Here is a 20914-nt window from a genome sequence, read left to right on the forward strand (position 1 = left end):
TCTAAATTGCGTCTACTACGACTTAAGTAGGGTTTTGAATTTCTTATAGGGGGGTCATATGGGCTTAAGAATTCATGTTTCATTGATTGCACTTTTAGTTTCAGCAAGTTTTATTCTCACCGGCTGCACTAAGAAAAAAGATGATACGGCATATGAAGGTTTTGCGCACATACCTCTCAAGGCCAACGTAAAAGGGTTTGACCCAGTTATTTCTGGTGATCTCTATAGCGGAACTGTCATGGATCAAATCTTTGATGGTTTGATGCAATACAGTTATCTCGAACGCCCCATCAAAGTAGAACCATTGATGGCAGCATCAATGCCGACTGTTTCTAAAGACGGCCTCACTTATACTTTCAAAATCAAACCAGGAATTTTATTTCACGATGATCCAAGTTTTAAAGAAACTGCAGGGAAAGGTCGTGAAGTCACAGCTGAAGATTTTATTTATTCTTGGAAACGACTTGCTGATCCTACACTTCGCTCAGACGCATTTTGGATCTTCGACGGAAAAATCAAAGGCATGACACAGTGGCGAGACGATGCCGCAAAAGCTGGCACTGCTGATTATTCAAAACCCGTTCCCGGTTTAAGTGCACCAGATAAATATACTTTGAAAATTCAATTAGAAAAACCCTACCCACAAATTCTCTATGTTTTAACAATGGTTCCCACTACGGTTTTACCCCGTGAAGCAGTTGAAGCTTACGGTAAAGAATTTCAAAATCACCCTGTAGGCGCTGGGGCTTATCGATTTAAGAGCTGGACACGCAATGCTCGAATTGTATTAGAAAAAAATCCAAATTATTATGAAGATTATTATCCAAGTAAGGGCGAGCCCGAAGATGAAAAAGAAGGCCGTCTAGCAGATGCCGGTAAACGACTGCCTTTAAATGACGGCATTGTCTTCACAGAAATTGTTGAAGACCAACCCCGTTGGTTAAACTTTCGTAAAGGAATTTTTGACATTGCTGAAATCCCCAAAGATAACTTTGATTCAAGTGTTCAAAATGGTGAACTCAATGCTGAAATGAAAAATCAAGGAGTACAACTCACCAAGTGGGTTGACCCTGATGTCACCTATGAATGTTTTAATATAGATGATGCTATAGTCGGTAAAAACAAATTTCTGAGACAAGCCATGGCTCTTGCCATTGATGTTAATGAACTCAATGTTAAATTTTATAAAAACGCTGCACTACCAGCTCAAGGCCCCATTCCTCCAGGCATTAATGGGTATGATCCTGAATTAAAAAATCCTTATAAAGTTTATGATTTGGCCAAAGCAAAGGAGCTCTTGAAAAAAGCAGGGTATCCTGAAGGAAAAAATTTACCTGAGATTAATTACGAGACTTATAGCGGTTCAACAGCACGTCAAATTGCAGAGTACATGCAGCAATCATATGCAAAAATTGGCGTTAAATTGAAAATCAATATGAACACCTGGCCTGAGTTTTTAGATAAAATTAAAACACGCAAAGCTCAGATGTTTGGAATGGCATGGTCAGCAGATTATCCAGATGCAGAAAATTTCTTACAACTCTCCTATGGTCGCAACGCAAGCCCCGGGCCTAATCACTCAAATTACAAAAACCCTGAGTTTGATAAACTTTATGAACAATCTACAGTTATGCAAGACACCCCTGCTCGTAGCAAGATTTACCAAAAGATGGTGCTCCTGCTGAACGAAGACATGCCTTGCATTTACAACGTGCATCGCAAAGGTTTTTGGCTCAATCATGGATGGCTAAAGAACTTTAAACACAATCTGATTAATCTAAATTACGTTAAGTATTTTAAAATCGATAAACAGGCAAAAGCTGAACTCAAAAAGAAATTATAAGGAATGTTTGCTTACATAATAAGACGCATACTTTATATTATTCCAATATTATTTGGGGTTACGCTCCTCACTTTCGTTTTATTTAACGTTGTGGGCGGAAACCCCGTTTATCAAAAATTAGGAAAACACGGTTCCGAAGCAGAAATTAAAATCATGACCAAAGAACTTGGTCTTGATCGCCCCCTATTTGATCAATATCTTTTTTATCTCAAACAATGCGTAACATTTGATTTTGGTAGAAGTTGGTCTACGAATCAAAAAATCAGTGAGATGGTAAACCATGGTATTGGCGCCACACTCAGCCTTACGATACCGGCGTTTACGATTTCTATTATTATTGCCATTCTCATAGCCATAATTGCGACTTTTTTACGAAATACCATCTTTGATAAAATATTAGTCGTCATGTGTCTGGCGGGGTTAAGCATTAGTATCTTGGCCTATATTATTTTCTTTCAGTATTACTTTAGTTTCAAATTAGGAATGTTTCCCATCTCTGGGTATGACCAAAGCTGGACGGGCCGGTGGGAATATCTCGTCTTACCGATGATCATTTGGATTATCATCAGCGTAGGAAATGAAATTCTACTTTATCGCACAGTCATTTTAGATGAAGTGTTTCAAGATTATGTGCGCACCGCACGCGCTAAGGGTTTGTCAGAAAAATTTGTCATGCTCAAGCATGTTCTAAAAAATGCAATGATCCCCATCATCACAAATATCGTTATGGAAATTCCATTTTTATACACAGGTTCTTTACTACTTGAAAATTTCTTTGGAATTCCAGGGTTGGGCGGAATGACAGTTCAAGCCATTCAAAACTCAGATTTTCCTGTGATTAAGGCGATGACTTTTATCGGATCAATCATTTATGTTGTGTTTAACCTTATCTCCGACGTGGCCTATGCATTGGTAGATCCACGTATTAAGCTGGAGTAAAAATGACGAGTGCTGCAACCGCGATTACGATTGCTGATATACCAAGCACTAAACCCCGCAGTCTTTGGGGCGATGCCTTCATTCGACTTAAGAAAAATAAATTAGCCATCGTTTGTTTTGTAATTATTAATTTATATGCCTTAACCGCACTTCTTGCATGGCTTGGTCTACTTGCTACAGATTACGGCACAACCACACCAGAAAGTTATGGCGCACCCTCATCAAATCATTGGTTTGGTACCGATATTTTTGGACGCGATGTTTTTCAACGCACAATTCATGGTACCCGCATTGCCTTATCAATAGGGCTGGTGACCTCACTCATCGCTATCCCTATTGGCGTAGTCTTAGGAGCTTTAGCTGGATACTTTGGCGGCATCATTGATGACTTTATCGTTTGGTTTTACACAACCATGGATAGTATTCCCGATTTACTTAAAATTATCGCATTAAGCTTTGTTTTGGGCAGAGGTCTGATGAGTGTTTATGTCGCCATTGGATTCACCACGTGGGTTGGGCTATGTCGACTCATTCGCGGGGAATTTATTAAACATAAAAACCGTGATTACGTTCACGCAGCACAAGCTTTAGGCGCAAGTCACATGCGCCGTATGTTCATACACATTTTGCCAAATGTTTTTCATATTATACTTATTAACTTTAGCCTTCGCTTTATTGTCGGTATCAAAACTGAAGTTGTATTGAGTTATCTTGGTTTAGGTGTCGAGCCCGGGAATCCAAGCTGGGGTGTAATGATTGATGATGCAAAATTAGAATTAGCCCGTGGTGTATGGTGGCAATTAGCCGCTGCCACGTTTGCTATGTTTTTTCTCGTTTTAGCCTTTAATATTTTTACAGATTCACTGCGTGAAGCACTGGATCCAAAGCTCAGGAACAAATAATGGTAACTGAGCAAGCTCGTAAATTAGGTGAAGGTCTTGTAGCTGCAAAGGTTATCACCCTTGATCAACTTAATTTAGCCATTGCTGAAGCTTCAATGGACAACGCACCTAGCTTGATTGTGAATCTTATTCAAAAAGATCTCCTCACCTATCAAATATTTGAAAAGTTCATTACCAGATCTTTAGGTATAAAATCTGCGATCATTAGCGACAGAAAATTTGATCCTACACTGATTAAAAAAATTGGTGAGTCTGTTATTAAAAATCGACATATTTTTCCGTTGGCGATGAAAGAACAAGCTGGGAGCATGACCCTGCTCTTGGCCATGGTCGACCCACTTGATACCGATGTTATCGATATGGCAGAAAAGATATCAAAACTTAAAGTGGCACCCGTGCTTATTTCACTGCCTGATTTTGAACAAACAGTAAAAAAATATTTTAATTCATCTAGTGGCGGTATTAACGTCAGCAGTAAAGCAGAGGCTGAAAAACTTGTACTTATTCGCCCCGGTGGCTATGAAGAAGAGATCGCCTTTCAAGCAAATAAAACTAGAACGGCTCAAGCTCAAAAAGCCAAAAGAATTTCTAATGAAGTCGAACTTGATCGATTTTCAGATAGTGATAACAGCACAACCACATCTTCATTTTTAGGAACTTCAGATAAGAAATACCGAGAAGAAATCATCGTTAAGCTTGGGCTACAAAGTTCTGATTCTAAAGCCTTGCAAAAAGAACTCTATACCAAAGAACTTTTATACAATGATTTAATGGAAGTCAGCCACAAAGCACTTGACGCTTCATATGTTAATTTAAGCACAGAATCAAAAGTTGAAGCACTCGCCAATGCATTAATTAAACTCGGGCTGATGACTAAACGTGACTTAATGATGGCCGCTGCTGTAAGTTCGGTATTCGGAGAATCAGAGAATAAATGACACCCGTTATTGAAGTTAAAAATTTAAGAACAAGTTTTAAAACCCATGAAGGTACTTTCATGGCAGTTGACGATATTAGCTTCAAAGTTGACGAAGGCAAAACATTAGGCATCGTCGGTGAATCTGGATGCGGAAAATCTGTCACTTCACTGTCGATTATGCAATTAATTCCTACACCTCCTGGTAAAATCGTATCTGGTCAAATTCTTTTTAAAGGTCAAAATCTTTTAGATCTATCAGCTCGTGAAATGCGCAGCATTCGTGGAAATAAAATTGGCATGATCTTTCAAGAACCCATGACATCATTAAATCCTGTATTTACAATTGGTAATCAAATTGAAGAATCCATCAAAATTCACCAAGTGGGTTTGAGTCGAAAACAAATCAGAGATCGAGCAATTGAAATGCTTCATCTCGTGGGCATTCATAGCCCTGATAAACGAATCTCTGATTATCCCCATCAACTATCGGGGGGCATGCGCCAACGAGTAATGATTGCTATGGCTTTGAGTTGTAACCCCGCACTGCTCATCGCAGACGAACCAACCACAGCACTTGACGTCACAATTCAGGCGCAGATCTTAGAGCTAATAAAAAAACTACAAAAAGAAACAAACACGGCCATGATACTCATCACCCATGATCTTGGTGTGGTAGCTGAAACATGCACCGATGTTGCGGTAATGTATGCAGGAAAAATTGTTGAGTACGGAACTGTTGAAGATATTTTTAATCACCCAAAACATCCGTATACAAGTGGACTTTTAAATTCAGTACCACATTTTGAACCAGGCAAACGACGCTCACGTTTAGAAACAATTCCCGGAATTGTGCCTTCACTGGCTAATTTACCCGTAGGGTGTCGTTTTCAAGATCGCTGCAAATTTGCTACTGAAATTTGTAAACAAAAAGAACCAACCCTTGAGGATAAACGCCCAGGTCATTTTGCCGCCTGTTATCATCCGGTGCAAGGATAACCATGGAACCTTTAATTGAAGTAAGAAATTTAAGAAAAGAATTCTCCATCAAGGGTGGAATTTTTTCTCGTGAGATCGGCAGTGTGAAAGCTGTAAGTGATGTCACTCTATCAATTAATAAAGGTGAGACCTTAGGCCTTGTTGGCGAATCAGGTTGTGGGAAATCAACCTTAGGCCGTTGTGTGATTAGACTTTTAGAACCCACAGAAGGTAAAATTCTCTTTGAAGGAAAAGATATTACAGATTTAAAAGGTGAAAACCTTCGTGCCTTAAGACGTCGTATGCAAATAATATTTCAAGACCCATACGCAAGCCTTAACCCTCGAATGACCATTGGTAGTATTATTTCAGAACCACTTTTGATTCATAAAATTGGCGAGAATAAATCTGACAGACTCAATCGTGTTCGTGAACTTTTAGAACTCGTTGGTCTTCGCAAAGAAACAATTGATCGTTACCCACATGAGTTTTCTGGTGGCCAAAGACAGCGTATCGGTATTGCACGCGCTTTGGCTGTGAATCCTGACCTCATTGTTTGTGACGAACCGGTTTCTGCATTAGATGTGTCTATTCAAGCACAAGTCATAAATCTACTCATGGATCTACAACAAAAGCTCGGGCTTACTTATCTCTTTATCGCCCATGATTTAAAAGTTGTTGAGCATATCAGTACCCGTGTTGCCGTTATGTATCTAGGCCGTGTAGTAGAATTGGCGACAGCTGAGGAACTCTACAAAAACCCACAACATCCGTATACTCAAGCGCTGTTATCAGCCATACCGGTACCCAAAGTAGGTGGAAAATCTCAGCGTGTAATCTTAAAGGGTGATGTGCCCAGCCCCGTGAACCCGCCACCAGGTTGTCATTTTAATCCACGCTGCCCCATAGCCGAACAATCATGTCGTGAAATAGATCCGATTTTAAAAGAGACAACAAATGGTCATTACACCCGCTGTATTAAAGTCACGCCACTTGGTCGATAATCAAATCGGTCGCAATGATGGTGGAATGCAAAACAACTCTCCACCCAATTGGTGACTTAAATATTCGCCAATTGAAATGAATCTTGCGTTTGATCCATTACTACTGACAAGTTCAGAGCAGCCTAAATTCCAACGACCCTGTTTTGGGTGTTGTGGATTAAGATATGCCGCTGGAACAGCAACTCCACTGACACCGATGACAGACATGTTTAATCCTCGATAAACTTCTAATCCAAGTCCAATTTTGTGAAAAAGTTTATTTGAAATATTATAATCTCTTTTTGAGAGTACATTTGTAGGTTCAGCTATTTCAAACTGTACGCGTTTTCCACCACTGACAAAAGTTAAAGGCATACCAGGCGATAAAAGAAGTGCATTTTCTAAATAAGTTCCGGCGGTTTCTGGTGTGCAATCTGCGTCAGATTCTAAAGTAGCTCCCCAATTACCGAGATCCCAACTTGAAGGGTTATCACTTGTTCCACCTACACCACCCATAAGATCAATGGGAATATTTGCGCCACAATGATTTATGGGAGTTTGCGACGTGGTTCGTGGTGGGAGCAAATGACCATCTGATCTACGAACAATACCTGGGCCATCGCGCCACGGCGGGCTATCGACGTATAAACTTTTTTGATATTTAAAGTTTAGAGTAAAAAATATTAACTCAGTTTTTTCTTGAGCACCATGTGCGGCAACTACGAAGTTTTTTAATAAATCAGAGTAAGATAGATCTACAGAAAAAGTTTCACGAACCGCATAACGCGTAGAGGGGGCTTCTCCATTTGCCAGTGATTTCCAATAAGGATTTTGACACGCTCCACGTGGAGCTAATTGAGTGTCATCACCCATACAACGCAATTCTTCTACACCCGTTTTAAAAATCGGATCTGCTGATCTTAAGGCATAGATTCCAGCGCCATTACCCGAATTACTTCCCACACCCGTTGTGTCTGTGTAGACAATGTAAAATAAACCATTGAGATACACAGCACTTGGTTGACCTGCGCCGTATAAGTTCGCGTATTGAGCAAAAGTATTTGGAGTTCTCGGATTACCATGGGGGGCGATTATGGGTTCACCATTGCTGAGTCTTTCCCAATTAATTCCATCACTGCTTTTTGCAACTCCAATATAAGTTGTACCTACAGAACCGTCTGTAGGAAATTTAGTTAAATTAATTGTGTGTCCGTTAATTGTAGTTTGCCTTTTATGACGAAACTGAGCATCGAGATCTTCTGAAAGACCCCCATAATACATGTAATAAGTATTTCGAACTTTAATGACAGATGGATCGCAAGCATGAACACCATCAAATGTAGTTGAAGCTAAGTCAGAAGTTAGATCGCCCTGTGCTCGGTTTTTAAAATACTGATTTACATCACCACTTGAGAGTCTATTTCCGAGAGAATTAGTCTCCGTGTATCCGACGTAATCACCAGAAACACCAGCGCACCACCAAACACGGTAACGACCATTCTCATCAAGCATTGCTGAAGGAGCATAATCATAACTAATACGGGTTAATGCTGATCGGCTATATGAAGTGCTGGGCTTTACGCTTATTGAATACGCATTATTTGATGAAGTCTCAGGCGACGAGAGATTTGATGGAATGTTGAGACTATTAATTTCTTGGTCATTTTGACACGCTAAAGAAGTCATAAAGATCGCAAAAAGAAGAAAACGCCCAGACACCCTGCGCATAATATCACACACCTTTCCCCTCTCTATTAGAGTGCAAAAGCAGGGCCTATTAGCCTCAGGTGTAGAGCTTCAAATTTTATGTATTTTAGCTGATCCTTGACATTTGCCTAATTGTTAGACAAAAAAAATCAAGATTATCGACGTGAAATACTCGGGTTCTCAAGTTCATTAACAAGTGCCGTAGCATTGTATACATTTCTGAGTGACTCCATCACTACACGAATATCAACACTCACACTTCGAGAACGATCAGTGTCATCATATGCAAAACGTTTTCCGAAGCCGTGTTTATTTCCGTCAAAAAGAAGGCCGACAATTTCTCTTTGTTTATTAATAACAGGGCTCCCTGAGTTTCCACCAATTGTGTCATGGGTACTGATAAAATTAAATTCAACTTTTTGATTAAGTTTTGCATTAGCCACGTGCCAACTTTCTGGCAAACGCCATGGCTCTTCACCTTTAAAGTGTGCTTCATCAATGAACGCATTTGCAACAGTCGTAAAAGGCATAACCTTTTGACCATTTACCTCGTCATAACCTTTTACAACACCGTAGGTAAGTCTCAGTGTGAATGTGGCATCAGGTGTAATCTCTGTTCCAAAAATCGCAAATTGTGCATTAGCAAGTTTTTGGTAAGCTACCATAGAGGGTGTTTGTATTTTATCTTCATTTTCTGATCGTAAGCGCCTTGTTTCTGCGTCAAGAGATTTGAGCAGCAAAATCATGGGGTCAGTGCTCGCATCAATTGCTTTTTGCCCACCATCGATAAGTGCTTTACTAAAATCAGGATCAAAAAGCTTAGAATTTTCAATTAATTCTTTTGCCCTATCAGATGGAGATTTTCCAGCAAGAGATATTTGAACCCAATGATTGTCAGCGCCTAATTTCTCAACCATAAACTGTAAAGAATCTGAAAGTTTAGCTACTTCTAATTCGCGATATACTGGAACTTTTTCTAAAATTGATTTTTTTAAAGTTTCAAGATTTGCATCCTGATATGCGCCATAACGATCGCCGTTGGGTTTTGCAGTCTCAACAGGCAATCTAACAAGTACGCGAGCTTGTGAAAATAAAGACGTATTAAAACCCATTCCATCATCTAAGAAAATACGGGGCATTCTACTCATTGTATCAACACGATTCACCTGTTCAATAATATTCCAAGCATCAGCATACTGCTGTAGTTTAGGATCACTCATTACACGCGCCCTAAAAGCTTTTTCGGTCACTTCACGTTTTTCGATAATTTTGTCATGATCAAATGCTGCGATTTCACCCTCATATACTTTTCGATAGTTCATGAGGCTTTGAAACTCTTTATCGATCTGGCGTTTTTGTTCAGAACCAAGAGAAGCGTATTTTCTTAATACATCAAGACGTCTGTAAAAAAACTCCAAGTTCCAAGGAAGTAGAACATTTCTCATGTGTTCTAAATCTGATTTAGTAAAAATACGATTTGTATGCCCTGGGTGCCCAGAGATAAACAAAAGCTCACCATCTTTAGCCCCTTTACGAGATACTGGAAAATAATTATCTACATTAACTGGTTTTCCATTCTCATAGGCACGAAAGAAAGTTACATCAAGATTAGTTCTAGGAAATTCAAAATTTGCAACATCTCCGCCGAATGAAGCGATATCAGCCTCAGGAGCGAAAACTAAACGCAAATCAGTATAACGTTTGTAAATGTACAGATTGTATCGACCACCCTCGTAAAGTGATACCACTTCAACTTTTGTATCTGAGCCTTTGTTTTCAATAGCCTCTTTTTCTATTTTAGCAATGACCTCGCGTCGCACTTTGCTGATATTTGCATAATCAGTTTCGGGTATGTTTTTTGTTGCCGCTATTACTTCAGCAGTTACATCTCGTATGATTTTTAAAACATCAATATAAAGATTAGGTATGGGGATTTCTTTATCTAATGAATTTGCATAAAACCCGTCTCGAACATAATCTTGTCCTGGCTTTGATATCGCATTAAGTGCAGAGCGTGCTACGTGATGGTTCGTAGAAACTAAACTACGTGAAATAAATGAACCAGAGCCACCCGAACTAAATCGTGTAGAAGCTAATCTTGTTCTTTTTAGAAAATTCTTTGAAAGACTAAAACCGAATTCTTTTTTAATTTTTTCTTTCGGTACCATGTTGTAGGGCCACATTTTACCGGCCTCATCAACAATTCGAGCAAGATTGGAATCACACTGAGGGCCAATCTCAACAGCAAGTGCAGATTGATAAAGACCCATGACCACAATTAATGGACTCAGAACAACGAACTTCAAATTTCTCACTGATTACTCCAAAATAATTAACAATTTGATTTAAAGCAGTTAAGCACCCTGCAAAGCATGCTTATTTGTTCATTCTTGTAGCATATTTTAAGCAATATGTTTCATAGAAATACTAGGTTTTGTGGGTGAGCTTAACGAAGCTTAAGAAGTGTGCGAACGGTGTTTTTAATCTCATCTACGTTAAAAGGCTTTTTAATGTAATCATCACATCCTACGTCAAAGCCCCTACGCACATCGAGTTCACTGGTTTTTGCTGAAATAAATACAAGAGGAATTTTTTTGAGATCTGAATTTTCCTTGAGAAGTTTACACAGTTCAAAGCCGTTGATCCAAGGAAGGCCAATATCAAGTACGATCAATTCTAATGGGCCCTCGTCAAGCACTTGAGAGAGTTGTGTACCATCTGCAGCGACCAAAACTCTGTAGCCCTCAGCTTCAAAAATACGCTTGAGAGCTTGTCGCATAGACTCATCATCATCAATAACAAGAATTGTTTTTGGATCTTCTTTTTTCTTGAGTGATCGAAAATCACTGAGCGAAACCACCTTTTCACGGGTGATTTTATCACGAGTTATTTTCTCAATTTTATCGACCAATTTTTTTGTATTTAGTGATTTACCTGAACCGCGCGACATCCTGTCTTTAACCTTTCAATATTTTGTCTTTCTTTTAAGTATAGAAAGTTACAAACAATTCACTCAAGCCTAAAATAATACAAAAAGGTCGAGGTAGCCAACTACTGAAAGTACTTATGTTTTTTAACTATGATTGGCTTCTAAGAATCGCTCTGCTTCTAAGGCTGCCATGCATCCAGTGCCTGCCGCGGTTACAGCCTGCCGGTAGACGTGGTCTTGAACATCACCCGCAGCATACACGCCAGCCACGTTCGTCTGCGTGGTACCGGGTTTAGTGATGATATAGCCTGTTTCATTGAGATTGATGATGCCTTTAAAAATATCGGTATTTGGCTTATGTCCTATGGCAACAAAATAACCCTCAGCTTTGAGCTCGGTAGTCTTGCCAGTCTTGATGTTTTTAATACGCACAGATTGAACACTTTTTTCACCCAAGATTTCATCAACTGTAGAATCGTATATGGGTTCAATTTTCGGATTTTTTAACACGCGGTCTTGCATGATTTTACTGGCACGAAACTGATCACGCCTGTGCACAAGATAAACCTTGTTTGCAAAGCGTGTAAGAAAACTTGATTCTTCCATCGCTGTATCACCGCCCCCAACAACAACGACATCTACTTTCTTAAAAAAAGCGCCATCACAAGTAGCACACGCAGATGCGCCTTTACCCATATATTTTTGTTCACTTGGAATTCCAAGCCACTTTGCACTTGCACCCGTAGCTATAATAATAGTTTGAGCTTCATACATTTCATCTTCAACCCAAACTTTAAACGGGCGTTTAGAAAAATCAACTTTAGTCACATTGTTTGTCACAAATCGCGTATCAAAACGTGCGGCTTGTTTTTTCATGATTTCCATTAATTCTGGGCCAGTAACGCCTTTATCAAAACCCGGATAATTTTCAACATCGGTTGTGATCATTAATTGTCCGCCTGGTGTCAGGCCTTCGATCATCAATGGCTTAAGATTAGCGCGCGCTGCATAGATTGCGGCTGTGTAACCCGCGGGGCCTGAACCGATAATAATTACGTTTTCCATTTTATCCTCTTAATTAAGAATTCGATGCCAGGGCCCATCTTTTTTAACCCAGCGAAGCAATGCTTGAGCTGCAGTATCGGCCGACATTAATTTTGAACCATCATGTCGCACTGACGCTGTCTTTGGCAACATTTCTGTGTCCATGTAACCAGGAGAAAACAACCACACTTTATTTTGATTACCTTCTAATTCTTTTTGAAGTGAACTGATAAAGCCAACTAATCCATGCTTGCACGCTGCGTAACTTGCAGCTAATGGATCTGGTGCCTGCTCAGCAATACGACTTCCGACAATTATAAACTTTCCAAGCTGCGATTCGTCTCGATGCTTTAACCAATCACGACATAGGCGCATGGGAGCTAAAAGCCCCACTTGTAGAGCCCAGTTGTGGTCTTTCCATTCTTTTGAGCGGAATTCACCGTGTGGCCCACCGCCCGCACTGTAGATGATGAGATCATATTCTTCGTTGGCTATAAGTAATGAAAGTGATTCTTGATCGACTCGCTGGCTTAAATCACACCTTACTGTTTTTACTTCAAAATTTGAGTCGATCTCTTTTTCAACAGTTTTTAAGACATCCTGACGCCTCGCCACGAGAGTAACTTCTTCTAAACTATCTAGATGTGTTTTTAAAAATAAAGCGAGTGAGCGGCCTAGCCCCTTACTTGATCCAATTATCAATGCTTTTTTAGGTACAAAATTTTCATCATTTGCTTCTGTCATCATGAAATGTAATTAACATGATGCTCAAAGCATTGCCAGTCTGTTAAACTTCAAAACATGCCCATTATAACTTTTGCACCTGAAAATATAAGCATAGAGGTTTCTAAAGGAACCAATCTAATGACTGCTATTATTAAAGCTGAATTACCCATAGGTAGTTCATGCGGTGCCATCGGAATTTGCGCTAAATGTTTTGTGCGAGTTATTCAGGGAATGGAAAATCTATCAAAACCAAACCCAATAGAGAAAAAGCTTTTGGAGCGCGAAAAGTATAACACTGACATAAGAATTTCTTGTCAGGCAAAAATATTAGGGCCTGTGACAATTACTACAAGCTATTGGTAATCTCAAAACACACCAGGAATTATTTCTGAAGCCGGACGTAATAGGTTGGCAATTGTTTGCGAGTAAAAAGTTTTTCAAAGGCAGTCATAAAATTTTCTTGAGCCCATTCTGAGTTATGCAAATCACGACTCATGCGCACGACTTTATATAAGCTATGGGAAATTTCTTCATTTATGAAATTAAAATAATCTAAATCATCGGTTTTGATATCGACGTAACAATCAGGTTTTTGTAGCGGGTAAAGCATTTCGAAAAACTCTCGCCTCAAAAGACGATTTTTTTGTTGGCGAAGTCTTGGCCACGGATCTGGAAAATAAATAAAAACATTGTTTAGTTCTTGTTCAAAAAAGATCTTATCTAGATAACGCGCGTGAAATCTGAGGCCACGGCCGTTTGGGAGTCCGTCTTTTTTAATGCGTCTCACCGTTTGAACCAATGGTTTGTATTTGATTTCAATTCCCAAAAGATTACGTGTATTTTGTGTGCGTACTTGATGCTCAAAGAAAAACCCGTTGCCACAACCGATTTCAAGATCCATAGGTTTTTGCTGATCAGTAAAGGCTGAGTTCCAAAGCCCTTTCATTAAAAGAGCTTCTTCTTCGAGATAAATCCAACCTTTGTATTCAGGTAACATCTTTATGTAGATGTTTGGATTAGGAATATTCTTGGTGAGGCTCATTTTAAGAGAATTTGCTGTACGCATGCAAAAGCTTGTAACAGAAAGGTGCTCTTTATTCAACCAGAGCTAACTTGCCTTGGTGATAGCTTCTCAATATCTTTTTCGATCTCTAGAAAGTAATCAGCCATTTGTTTGCTTAAGGCATCGATATCCTTCTCGATAAGCGATAATACTGAATCTAAGTTCTTTTTCCCTTCATCTAATAAAAGCCAGATCTTTGGGTTCACACTAGGGCTTCTTAAGCTATGAAACTCAACGAAGGTTGCAGAACTTAAGTGATCTACCAAGTTAAAACCTGTAATTTTTTTGCACTCAGCTTTTGCTTTTGTCCACTGACCACTTCTTACCAGGTAATGAAGCTCTTTAAGTGCAGAGAGATCACTCGCCATCTCTTGGAGTTGAGTCGCTGGGCTTAACAGTTGGCTCACATGATAAGCTTGAGGAAGTATGTTCACGTGAGGATGTGCTTTCACTCGATTCAGATTCTCACGAAACTTTTTTAAATTATCACCGTCAACAATACCAATCATGCTCATTGAAATCTGATTTATTTTATTAAATATTGAAGCAACATCGATTTTTATACCAACTGCTGACTGATCAGCTTTATACCAATCAACAAGGAGGGTTTTAAAATCTCGAGAAGCCATGCTCTCAACGGGCATATCTTGAGCCCAACGCCCAAACCATTCAGGATGCTGACGCTTAAATGCTTCAGTGTTTGTGCTAAATAAAAAAGAAGTTCTTGATAAATTAACGTTAGATTTTTTGATCCACTCAAGCATACCCAAAAGATGGGCGATACTTTGACAATTGCGACTATCCGCAGTCACGAGCACGGGTACATGTTTTGTTTCACGACGAACATAAAAATGATCAGCACTTTCACTTACAGGGTAATCTGAACGAATGCTCATGCTTAAAGATACAGGCTCTTGTTTTAATTGAATTTTAATTTCTTCAGCATCATCTGAACTTATAAAAACCACAGGTAGGGGCAATAAGATGGTCGATAATGGAAGTTCATTTGCTTTTTTATTTTGATAAAAGGCAACGGCCATAGCTTTTTTGTTTTTTGCCTCAAAAACAAGTGCCAATGGATTTGCAATTTGCCCACGATACTCCATTAGCCAAATTTTCCCAGCTAAGTCGTCACGACTTTTAAGCTCTTGGAGCGAACCAGAACCTACAAAAACTAATTGGCCAGATAATTTTTTTCCAGATTCTTCGTTACCAAACTTGATTGTGGAATCATTGATGGTTCCAAAAGTGCCGGGTGCTGACGAAAGCGTTTGCACCTCCATATTGTCGCCACCGACTTTAAATTCTAAAACGTCATGCATCCATTTTAAAGTCTTTGTGTTTTCTTTAAAACTATCTGAATAACCAATTGCTGCGAGTTCATTTGCGAGCCACTCATGAACTCCTGTTTGCTTGGCACGTGCACTTTCACAAGTTAACCGCTTTTGTTCGATAAACTTTGGATCAACAAGATCCAGCTGATTTTTTGTGAGTTTAGCGGCAAATACTTGGGATCCCCAACTAAGGGCTATAATAAATGCGATTAATTTTTCCATACTTAAATTATAAGCATAATGACTTAAAACAAAGAAGTCCTTAAAAACAAACTACAATAAAAAGCCCCACCGATTCGATGGGGCTTTATATTATTTCAAAATTAGAACTGATTAATGACCTTCACCATCAGCATGTTTATGACCGTCAGTTGTATCATGCGCAGCATCTTTAGCGGCCTTAGTTGTTTTTGTCTTTTTAGTGGTCTTTGTAATTTTCTTTTTTGCAACTTTATCATTATCTTTTGTGGCTGGAGCTTCTGCAGCATTGGTTTCAGTTGTGGTGGTTTGGGTATTGGTTTCTTCAGCAACTGCCACGAGGCTCAATGCCGTTATAGCAATAATGACGAGTAACTTTTTCATTTGATCTCTCCCTTGAAAAGCCATGATTGGCTTAGTCTCGTCTGGCAGAATGGTAAGAACGCTATTATTTGTCAAGTATTGGAAACGAGTTGATTTAATGCGATAAGTCAATCTATGATGTGGAGCTTAATATGGCCGATTCAGGAGGACCAATGGCAGAAGAAAAAAAAGAAGAAACTGCAAAAAAATCAGCTACTGATTTTTTTCGTGAGAAACTCTCAAACAAAGAACAAATTAAAGAAACAGTTCTTGAGGGTTTAAAAAGCACCAATTCACGGGTTCGTGCGTTGGCTGTAAAAACAGCGTTTAAACTTCAAGATCATCCATTTGTGAAAAAGAATGTTATGCCCCTTATTCAAAGTGATAAGAGCAAAAAAGTTCTTCGCACACTTTCACAAAAAGTAACACGCAAAGATCTCGTCAAAAAGATGGATGATCTCATTGCTGCTGCTAAAAAAGCTGCCGCTGCAAAAAAAGAAGCAGCTGATGCACCACCAGCTGACAAAGTTTAATTAATTTTCTTAAAACGAAAAACAAAACCCATGGGTAAAACCATGGGTTTTGTCTTATTATTAACTATTTAAATTTTTAATATCACAGATCCCCTGCACGTACGGTTTTACGACCATTTGATTTCGCGCGCACAACAGCTTTTGACAAATGGTGTTCTACGAGACTGGTTAAGCCCTTAACAACATCACTTGCACAATTCATTTTATTCTTTTTAATGAAAGCTTTAACTTTGGACTGAACTACTAATGCGGGTCCACCGCCACCTTTTTTTGCCATTTCGTATTCTCCTTTTTAAGTTGTCTGAAAATTATGCGAAACATTGTGCTCTAAAGTCAAATTAGATTTTTTTTCCAAAACCAGGTATCAGCATTTACACCTGCAAAATCGCTCTCAACGAACTCCACAAGCGGATCAATTGCTCCAGGATTATTCGTCAAATGCCTCGTACATTTCATACTATTTGCCGGCACGAGTAGAAGTGCTCTGCGTGGTAAATTCTTTTGAGAACAGGCAAATATGCGAGTTTTTGTACCGGGGTAACTCGAAAGATAATCCAATGCTTTAGAGGTAAATCTTGGATTTTCAAAAATAAGACGCTTCACTAATTTACGATTTTGAAAAGCATAGTGAGCAGCAGTATTTGCCCCTTTAGACCAGCCATATACCAATATCGGCAAATGGGGTTGCGTACGTTTGATACGCATTGCGATTTTCTGAGTGGCACCCAGGTAGTCGGCTTCTTTAAGTTTCTTCCCTTTAAGGTCAAACGCATAAACAGAAAATCCGTGGCGACAAAAATTTTCTATAAGCTCGGTTGACGATTTGTAACTTGCCTCAGGACCTTGAATGAAAACAAGTGTCCCCTGTGAAGCTAAAGCTTGGAAATTCGCGGCCTTCATAACAACACGCTGACTGAGTTTAATATTAAATGTTTTAGCCTTGCAGGTGGCAGCTAACGCTTCACCTGACCAAATCAGTGATACAAAAATCATCAAAAATTTAAGTGGCAAGAAGTTCATAATGATACATATCGCAAGTTTCATTCCACTCAAGTTACTGGTCAAATAGGGGTTTTGATGGAGAAGAGCCAATATCCAAAGCTACAAAGTTTTCAGCTGTTAAGCCAAAAACGTCACAACCTAAAAATCAACACGTTTAGGCCACATCATTATAAACTCTGGTTGGCTGAAAACTCCAGGGACCAAGTAACGGAAAAAAACCTCGAATGAGATACATTGATTCAGGAGAAGCGGCATTTGGAACTCCCTCTCCATCAATGATGTAATCACCAATATAACTCCATTTAGAAACTGGATCTTTAAAATGTGTGAGTAGTGTTCCGGGAGTCATATTGTTAAATGCTTTTGGATTTCCCAACATTTCTCGAATGAGCAAATGCACTTGAAGCCTGTGGGTTAAGGCGCCATGAAAACCATCAGCATGATAACTGTCATAAACAACTCTTCCACGCCCACTTTTAGCACTTGAAAATTTGTTCCAAAAATCTAGAGCTGATTTTCTTCCTGAAACCACATCGACCGAGATATCAAGTGGCTCTACTGCCCCCTTAGACTCCCAACGTTTTAATACATTCTCTAAAGCCTGGTCATGGGTGAGCTTTTCAACTTTACCTTCATAGGCTATAGAATTATTTTCCATTTTTGAGCGCTCAAAAGCCACTTCACTTTCAAGTTCCTGCATACGCGCAAACCATCTTTTGCTGTCACTCATAAAAGCATATGATTCACGAACCACCCTACCAACTCTCCCCCTTATAGTATGAAGGGGAAGAGGCACAGTTGGCTTTGTTTGCATTCTAAAATTTTGATTCATTCCATTTAATAGCGGGTTGTTTCGTGCTTGAGTAAAGCGATCTCGTACTAATTTTTGGCGTGTTTGAACTTCACTCAACGTGATTCTACTTGGAATATTTTTTGGAATGTCTTTGACTATTTCTGAAACTGAAATTTCACTGACTATTCCAGAAGTTTGAGTAGGCGCCGGTGAATTACCGCGCACTTCGCCAACTGCTTTTTTGAACCCAGCAACAGTAAGACTACCCATAAGTACGTTCACTGCAGCACTCGTACAGACTTTTCTAAAATCCGTTTTGTCCCATCGTTCAAGTAATGTTGGCTTGTGCCCAAGCCCATATTGCGCAACAAAAGCACTGGAAGCAAAACTCTTAAAACAATCAGCACTAACAAGTAGCCCTTCTCCAGCGGGAGGAAGTACTACAAAACCTAAAGCGCCCATATTTAAAACTTTTAATGTAGAAAGGGCAGCTGGAAATGTCATGCCCGCAGGTAATGTAAGCGCTAAGACTCCACTCAATGCCACAGGAAACGAACCCAGGAGTGTAGACACCCCAACATGTGCGATACCTTCATGCCCAAAATTTTCTAAAAACTGACAACTAAATTTTCCACCAAATTCGTTTGATTCAAAAGCTGAATTTACGGCAATGCCTAATGTACCAAAAGCCATTGAGCCAAGTGCTATTGAGGCACCTGCCTTTGAACCCGATTCTATTAACGCAACTCGTGATGCTTGACTAAGACCAAGACCAAGACGACCTACAGAAGGTGCACCTGCCCTGATATATAAACTTCCCATTAAAACACCTGTTAACATTTTGAGAGTTTTTTCAGTTGAATCAATTACACCAACAGCTTTGGCTTGATTTTGGGAGTGAATTTTAAACAAATCTTGTACTGATGTATTCACCTGATGAAGTACAGGTACTGGCAAACCAAGATTAGGAAATGTTACTCTTTGCATTTGTTGAACAGCTTCTGCAGTCTTGTCAAAAGTCAAACGTGAAGTGGTTCGCTTTAACGGATCACCATCTGCGCCATGCTCAAAACCATAAGCACTTCTAAGTGACCCTTCAAAAATATCGCCCCATCTTGCAGAATTTCCAGAAGCTTTAAGTGCACGCACATATTCTGTTTGAAAAATCTTTACCGACTTATCTACGAGTGAAAAATATTTTTCAAGTGGCATCACAACAACTGATTTATTGAGCCCCCCACCTTGCGGTGGCAAAATAACTTGATCCTCAAAAAAAACAGCCTCACGACGTTTAACATCTGTTAGCTTCTTTATCGTTTCAATTGACAAAATATCGGCTAATGCTTTTTGAAGGTCAGGGCTTGAGGACAATCGTACAGGATCTAAATTTGCCTTGCTAAAATTCCACCCACCACGCGTGTCATTGGTAATTTTTTCTTTTTTTAATAAATTTATAGAAGGCCGCAGACGAGTTGCAACTTGATTTACAGCATTATCCAACTCAGCTTTTGAAATTTTAATTGGAAGCACAGAAACATTAATATTATTTTCTACTCCGTTAATTTTATTAATAGCCAGTTGAGAAATAAACTTTTCTTGAATCAAATTCTGAGTCTTTGCTATTTTCGCAACCAACAATGCTTTAGCCATTTTGTTTTTTTGTCTATCCGTCAAATTCCTCAGTCTATATTGCGCATCTTGAATATCTTGTTTTGACATTTCGCTCATATAGCCCAACTTATACGAGCTATCCGCCGCCTTACGAAGCTGAGTCAAAGCTTCAATGGCCTCTAACTCATCTCGTGTATCTAAAATATGATCACAACTTTCATTTGATGCCGAAATTTCATTAAAATTTGCAGATGCCCCCTTAATCTCACCGCCATGAGATACAGAGATCAAAATTAAATTTTGAATTAAAATCATGCTTATTTTAAATCGATCCCAAGACATTTCTATAACCCCTTCATGCATCAAGAATTGCAATATCTAGGCACTGTTAGGAGCAAATTAGGCCCCTCATAATGGATAGGATTTAGACAGTTGTTTGACTGTTGTTTGTTTCGAAACACAACATTGCAATTTAGAAACTCTGCTGATTTTTTATCCAAAAGCTTACCGCCAGCAGATCTATGGAGAAAACGGGCTTCAAAGAAACATGTTCAATTGCAGGAACGCATCAATTTCAGATTGAGGTATCGGATCTAGTCCAAATCGAGATTTTAGTTTTTCATACCTCACTTTCAAATGTGCAGGCAAATTCTCAGGATTTTGAAAGACCGCACCGATATGATTTTCTCGAATTGTCCATAAAGATTCCACAGTTTGCAAATCAGGGTTTATTCGCTTTATGTGCCATTGATCTGAAATAAAATGCTATGAATCCCCCAATTGACCATCAACTCTCCAAATAGCGATCCATGGTCGTTTTGACAAAGGTGTGAAGCGCTTTGAGTTTATTGTGATTTGAACAATGTAGTGTCAGGTTTTCTAGAGTTGAAGTTCCCCCTAAAGCAAATGGAATAATGTGCTCGGTTTGGAGAAAACGCGAAGCAGTACAACGAAACTTTGAAACTGGATCAATAAAAGTACACTGAGATTTGGCTCGCACCCACACTTGACGTTTAATGTGAGCGGGAATGTAGCGAGAGCGTGGAGAAG

General features: G+C 39.3%; 20 protein-coding genes. 8 read left to right on the plus strand and 12 right to left on the minus strand.

Annotated features, from left to right (window positions below):
* Positions 1-58 precede the first annotated feature (58 nt).
* From SGI74_07890 to SGI74_07915, 6 genes are read left to right on the plus strand one after another with little or no spacing between them, the layout of a single operon-like run.
* The gene (locus SGI74_07890) at positions 59-1843 is read left to right on the plus strand and encodes an ABC transporter substrate-binding protein (protein MDZ4677417.1); all 1785 of its coding nucleotides are present in this window, start codon (positions 59-61) and stop codon (positions 1841-1843) included.
* Between the two features lie 3 nt (positions 1844-1846).
* Complete coding sequence (locus SGI74_07895) at positions 1847-2782, plus strand: ABC transporter permease (protein MDZ4677418.1); 936 nt, start codon at positions 1847-1849, stop codon at positions 2780-2782.
* 2 nt (positions 2783-2784) lie between these two features.
* Positions 2785-3684, plus strand: coding sequence for an ABC transporter permease (locus tag SGI74_07900; protein MDZ4677419.1), 900 nt, complete (start codon positions 2785-2787; stop codon positions 3682-3684).
* Positions 3684-4622, plus strand: a complete 939-nt coding sequence (locus SGI74_07905) for a hypothetical protein (protein MDZ4677420.1) — start codon at positions 3684-3686, stop codon at positions 4620-4622. Before SGI74_07900 ends, SGI74_07905 begins: the two co-directional genes overlap by 1 nt.
* Positions 4619-5599 (plus strand): ABC transporter ATP-binding protein, encoded by a 981-nt coding sequence (locus SGI74_07910; GenBank protein MDZ4677421.1) that lies wholly within the window; start codon positions 4619-4621, stop codon positions 5597-5599. The genes SGI74_07905 and SGI74_07910 overlap by 4 nt, the downstream gene beginning before the upstream one ends.
* Positions 5600-5601: 2 nt before the next feature.
* Positions 5602-6582 carry a dipeptide ABC transporter ATP-binding protein gene (locus SGI74_07915; GenBank protein ID MDZ4677422.1) on the plus strand — a complete coding sequence of 327 codons (981 nt, stop codon included), beginning with the start codon at positions 5602-5604 and terminating at the stop codon, positions 6580-6582.
* Here the strand turns inward: SGI74_07915 and SGI74_07920 are convergent, their stop codons facing one another.
* The 5 genes from SGI74_07920 to SGI74_07940 form a co-directional block, all read right to left on the minus strand.
* Positions 6583-8289 (minus strand): hypothetical protein, encoded by a 1707-nt coding sequence (locus SGI74_07920; protein ID MDZ4677423.1) that lies wholly within the window; start codon positions 8287-8289, stop codon positions 6583-6585. It abuts the gene before it with no gap.
* Between the two features lie 134 nt (positions 8290-8423).
* Positions 8424-10583: a S46 family peptidase gene (locus SGI74_07925; GenBank protein ID MDZ4677424.1), complete on the minus strand. Its 2160-nt coding sequence runs from the start codon at positions 10581-10583 to the stop codon at positions 8424-8426.
* 131 nt (positions 10584-10714) lie between these two features.
* Entirely contained in the window at positions 10715-11218 is a 504-nt protein-coding gene (locus SGI74_07930) for a response regulator (GenBank protein MDZ4677425.1), read from the minus strand.
* Positions 11219-11341: 123 nt separating this feature from the next.
* Positions 11342-12262, minus strand: coding sequence for a thioredoxin-disulfide reductase (gene trxB, locus SGI74_07935; protein MDZ4677426.1), 921 nt, complete (start codon positions 12260-12262; stop codon positions 11342-11344).
* Positions 12263-12271: 9 nt separating this feature from the next.
* A complete protein-coding gene (locus SGI74_07940; protein ID MDZ4677427.1) occupies positions 12272-12988 on the minus strand; it encodes an SDR family NAD(P)-dependent oxidoreductase in 717 nt (238 codons plus the stop codon).
* A gap of 54 nt (positions 12989-13042) precedes the next feature.
* Between SGI74_07940 and SGI74_07945 the strand changes: the two genes are divergently transcribed.
* Entirely contained in the window at positions 13043-13330 is a 288-nt protein-coding gene (locus tag SGI74_07945) for a 2Fe-2S iron-sulfur cluster-binding protein (GenBank protein ID MDZ4677428.1), read from the plus strand.
* A 19-nt stretch (positions 13331-13349) separates the two neighbouring features.
* Here SGI74_07945 and trmB read toward each other — a convergent pair whose 3' ends face one another.
* The 3 genes from trmB to SGI74_07960 form a co-directional block, all read right to left on the minus strand.
* The gene (gene trmB, locus SGI74_07950; GenBank protein ID MDZ4677429.1) at positions 13350-14033 is read right to left on the minus strand and encodes a tRNA (guanosine(46)-N7)-methyltransferase TrmB; all 684 of its coding nucleotides are present in this window, start codon (positions 14031-14033) and stop codon (positions 13350-13352) included.
* A gap of 32 nt (positions 14034-14065) precedes the next feature.
* Positions 14066-15586 (minus strand): hypothetical protein, encoded by a 1521-nt coding sequence (locus SGI74_07955; GenBank protein MDZ4677430.1) that lies wholly within the window; start codon positions 15584-15586, stop codon positions 14066-14068.
* 111 nt (positions 15587-15697) lie between these two features.
* Complete coding sequence (locus SGI74_07960) at positions 15698-15946, minus strand: hypothetical protein (GenBank protein MDZ4677431.1); 249 nt, start codon at positions 15944-15946, stop codon at positions 15698-15700.
* A gap of 152 nt (positions 15947-16098) precedes the next feature.
* On the opposite strand from SGI74_07960, the gene SGI74_07965 reads away from it, so the two are divergent.
* On the plus strand, positions 16099-16458 hold the full coding sequence (locus tag SGI74_07965) for a hypothetical protein (GenBank protein ID MDZ4677432.1): 360 nt from the start codon (positions 16099-16101) through the stop codon (positions 16456-16458).
* A gap of 82 nt (positions 16459-16540) precedes the next feature.
* Here the strand turns inward: SGI74_07965 and SGI74_07970 are convergent, their stop codons facing one another.
* From SGI74_07970 to SGI74_07985, 4 genes are all read right to left on the minus strand, one after another.
* Positions 16541-16735, minus strand: a complete 195-nt coding sequence (locus SGI74_07970; GenBank protein ID MDZ4677433.1) for a hypothetical protein — start codon at positions 16733-16735, stop codon at positions 16541-16543.
* Positions 16736-16791: 56 nt separating this feature from the next.
* Positions 16792-17451: an alpha/beta hydrolase gene (locus tag SGI74_07975; protein ID MDZ4677434.1), complete on the minus strand. Its 660-nt coding sequence runs from the start codon at positions 17449-17451 to the stop codon at positions 16792-16794.
* 163 nt (positions 17452-17614) lie between these two features.
* A complete protein-coding gene (locus SGI74_07980) occupies positions 17615-20206 on the minus strand; it encodes a LirA/MavJ family T4SS effector (GenBank protein MDZ4677435.1) in 2592 nt (863 codons plus the stop codon).
* Between the two features lie 445 nt (positions 20207-20651).
* A partial coding sequence (locus SGI74_07985; protein MDZ4677436.1) for an HNH endonuclease signature motif containing protein occupies positions 20652-20914 on the minus strand: 263 nt, incomplete at its 5' end.

This window comes from Oligoflexia bacterium, from assembly GCA_034439615.1.
Lineage (GTDB): Bacteria > Bdellovibrionota > Bdellovibrionia > JABDDW01 > JABDDW01 > JAWXAT01.

Coding starts and splice junctions, on each gene's coding strand:
- SGI74_07890 (MDZ4677417.1), top strand. CDS start 59: ATGGGCTTAAGAATTCATGTTTCATTGATTGCACTTTTAGTTTCAGCA.
- SGI74_07895 (MDZ4677418.1), top strand. CDS start 1,847: ATGTTTGCTTACATAATAAGACGCATACTTTATATTATTCCAATATTA.
- SGI74_07900 (MDZ4677419.1), top strand. CDS start 2,785: ATGACGAGTGCTGCAACCGCGATTACGATTGCTGATATACCAAGCACT.
- SGI74_07905 (MDZ4677420.1), top strand. CDS start 3,684: ATGGTAACTGAGCAAGCTCGTAAATTAGGTGAAGGTCTTGTAGCTGCA.
- SGI74_07910 (MDZ4677421.1), top strand. CDS start 4,619: ATGACACCCGTTATTGAAGTTAAAAATTTAAGAACAAGTTTTAAAACC.
- SGI74_07915 (MDZ4677422.1), top strand. CDS start 5,602: ATGGAACCTTTAATTGAAGTAAGAAATTTAAGAAAAGAATTCTCCATC.
- SGI74_07920 (MDZ4677423.1), bottom strand. CDS start 8,289: ATGCGCAGGGTGTCTGGGCGTTTTCTTCTTTTTGCGATCTTTATGACT.
- SGI74_07930 (MDZ4677425.1), bottom strand. CDS start 11,218: ATGTCGCGCGGTTCAGGTAAATCACTAAATACAAAAAAATTGGTCGAT.
- trxB (MDZ4677426.1), bottom strand. CDS start 12,262: ATGGAAAACGTAATTATTATCGGTTCAGGCCCCGCGGGTTACACAGCC.
- SGI74_07940 (MDZ4677427.1), bottom strand. CDS start 12,988: ATGATGACAGAAGCAAATGATGAAAATTTTGTACCTAAAAAAGCATTG.
- SGI74_07945 (MDZ4677428.1), top strand. CDS start 13,043: ATGCCCATTATAACTTTTGCACCTGAAAATATAAGCATAGAGGTTTCT.
- trmB (MDZ4677429.1), bottom strand. CDS start 14,033: ATGCGTACAGCAAATTCTCTTAAAATGAGCCTCACCAAGAATATTCCT.
- SGI74_07955 (MDZ4677430.1), bottom strand. CDS start 15,586: ATGGAAAAATTAATCGCATTTATTATAGCCCTTAGTTGGGGATCCCAA.
- SGI74_07960 (MDZ4677431.1), bottom strand. CDS start 15,946: ATGAAAAAGTTACTCGTCATTATTGCTATAACGGCATTGAGCCTCGTG.
- SGI74_07965 (MDZ4677432.1), top strand. CDS start 16,099: ATGGCAGAAGAAAAAAAAGAAGAAACTGCAAAAAAATCAGCTACTGAT.
- SGI74_07970 (MDZ4677433.1), bottom strand. CDS start 16,735: ATGGCAAAAAAAGGTGGCGGTGGACCCGCATTAGTAGTTCAGTCCAAA.
- SGI74_07975 (MDZ4677434.1), bottom strand. CDS start 17,451: ATGATTTTTGTATCACTGATTTGGTCAGGTGAAGCGTTAGCTGCCACC.
- SGI74_07980 (MDZ4677435.1), bottom strand. CDS start 20,206: ATGTCTTGGGATCGATTTAAAATAAGCATGATTTTAATTCAAAATTTA.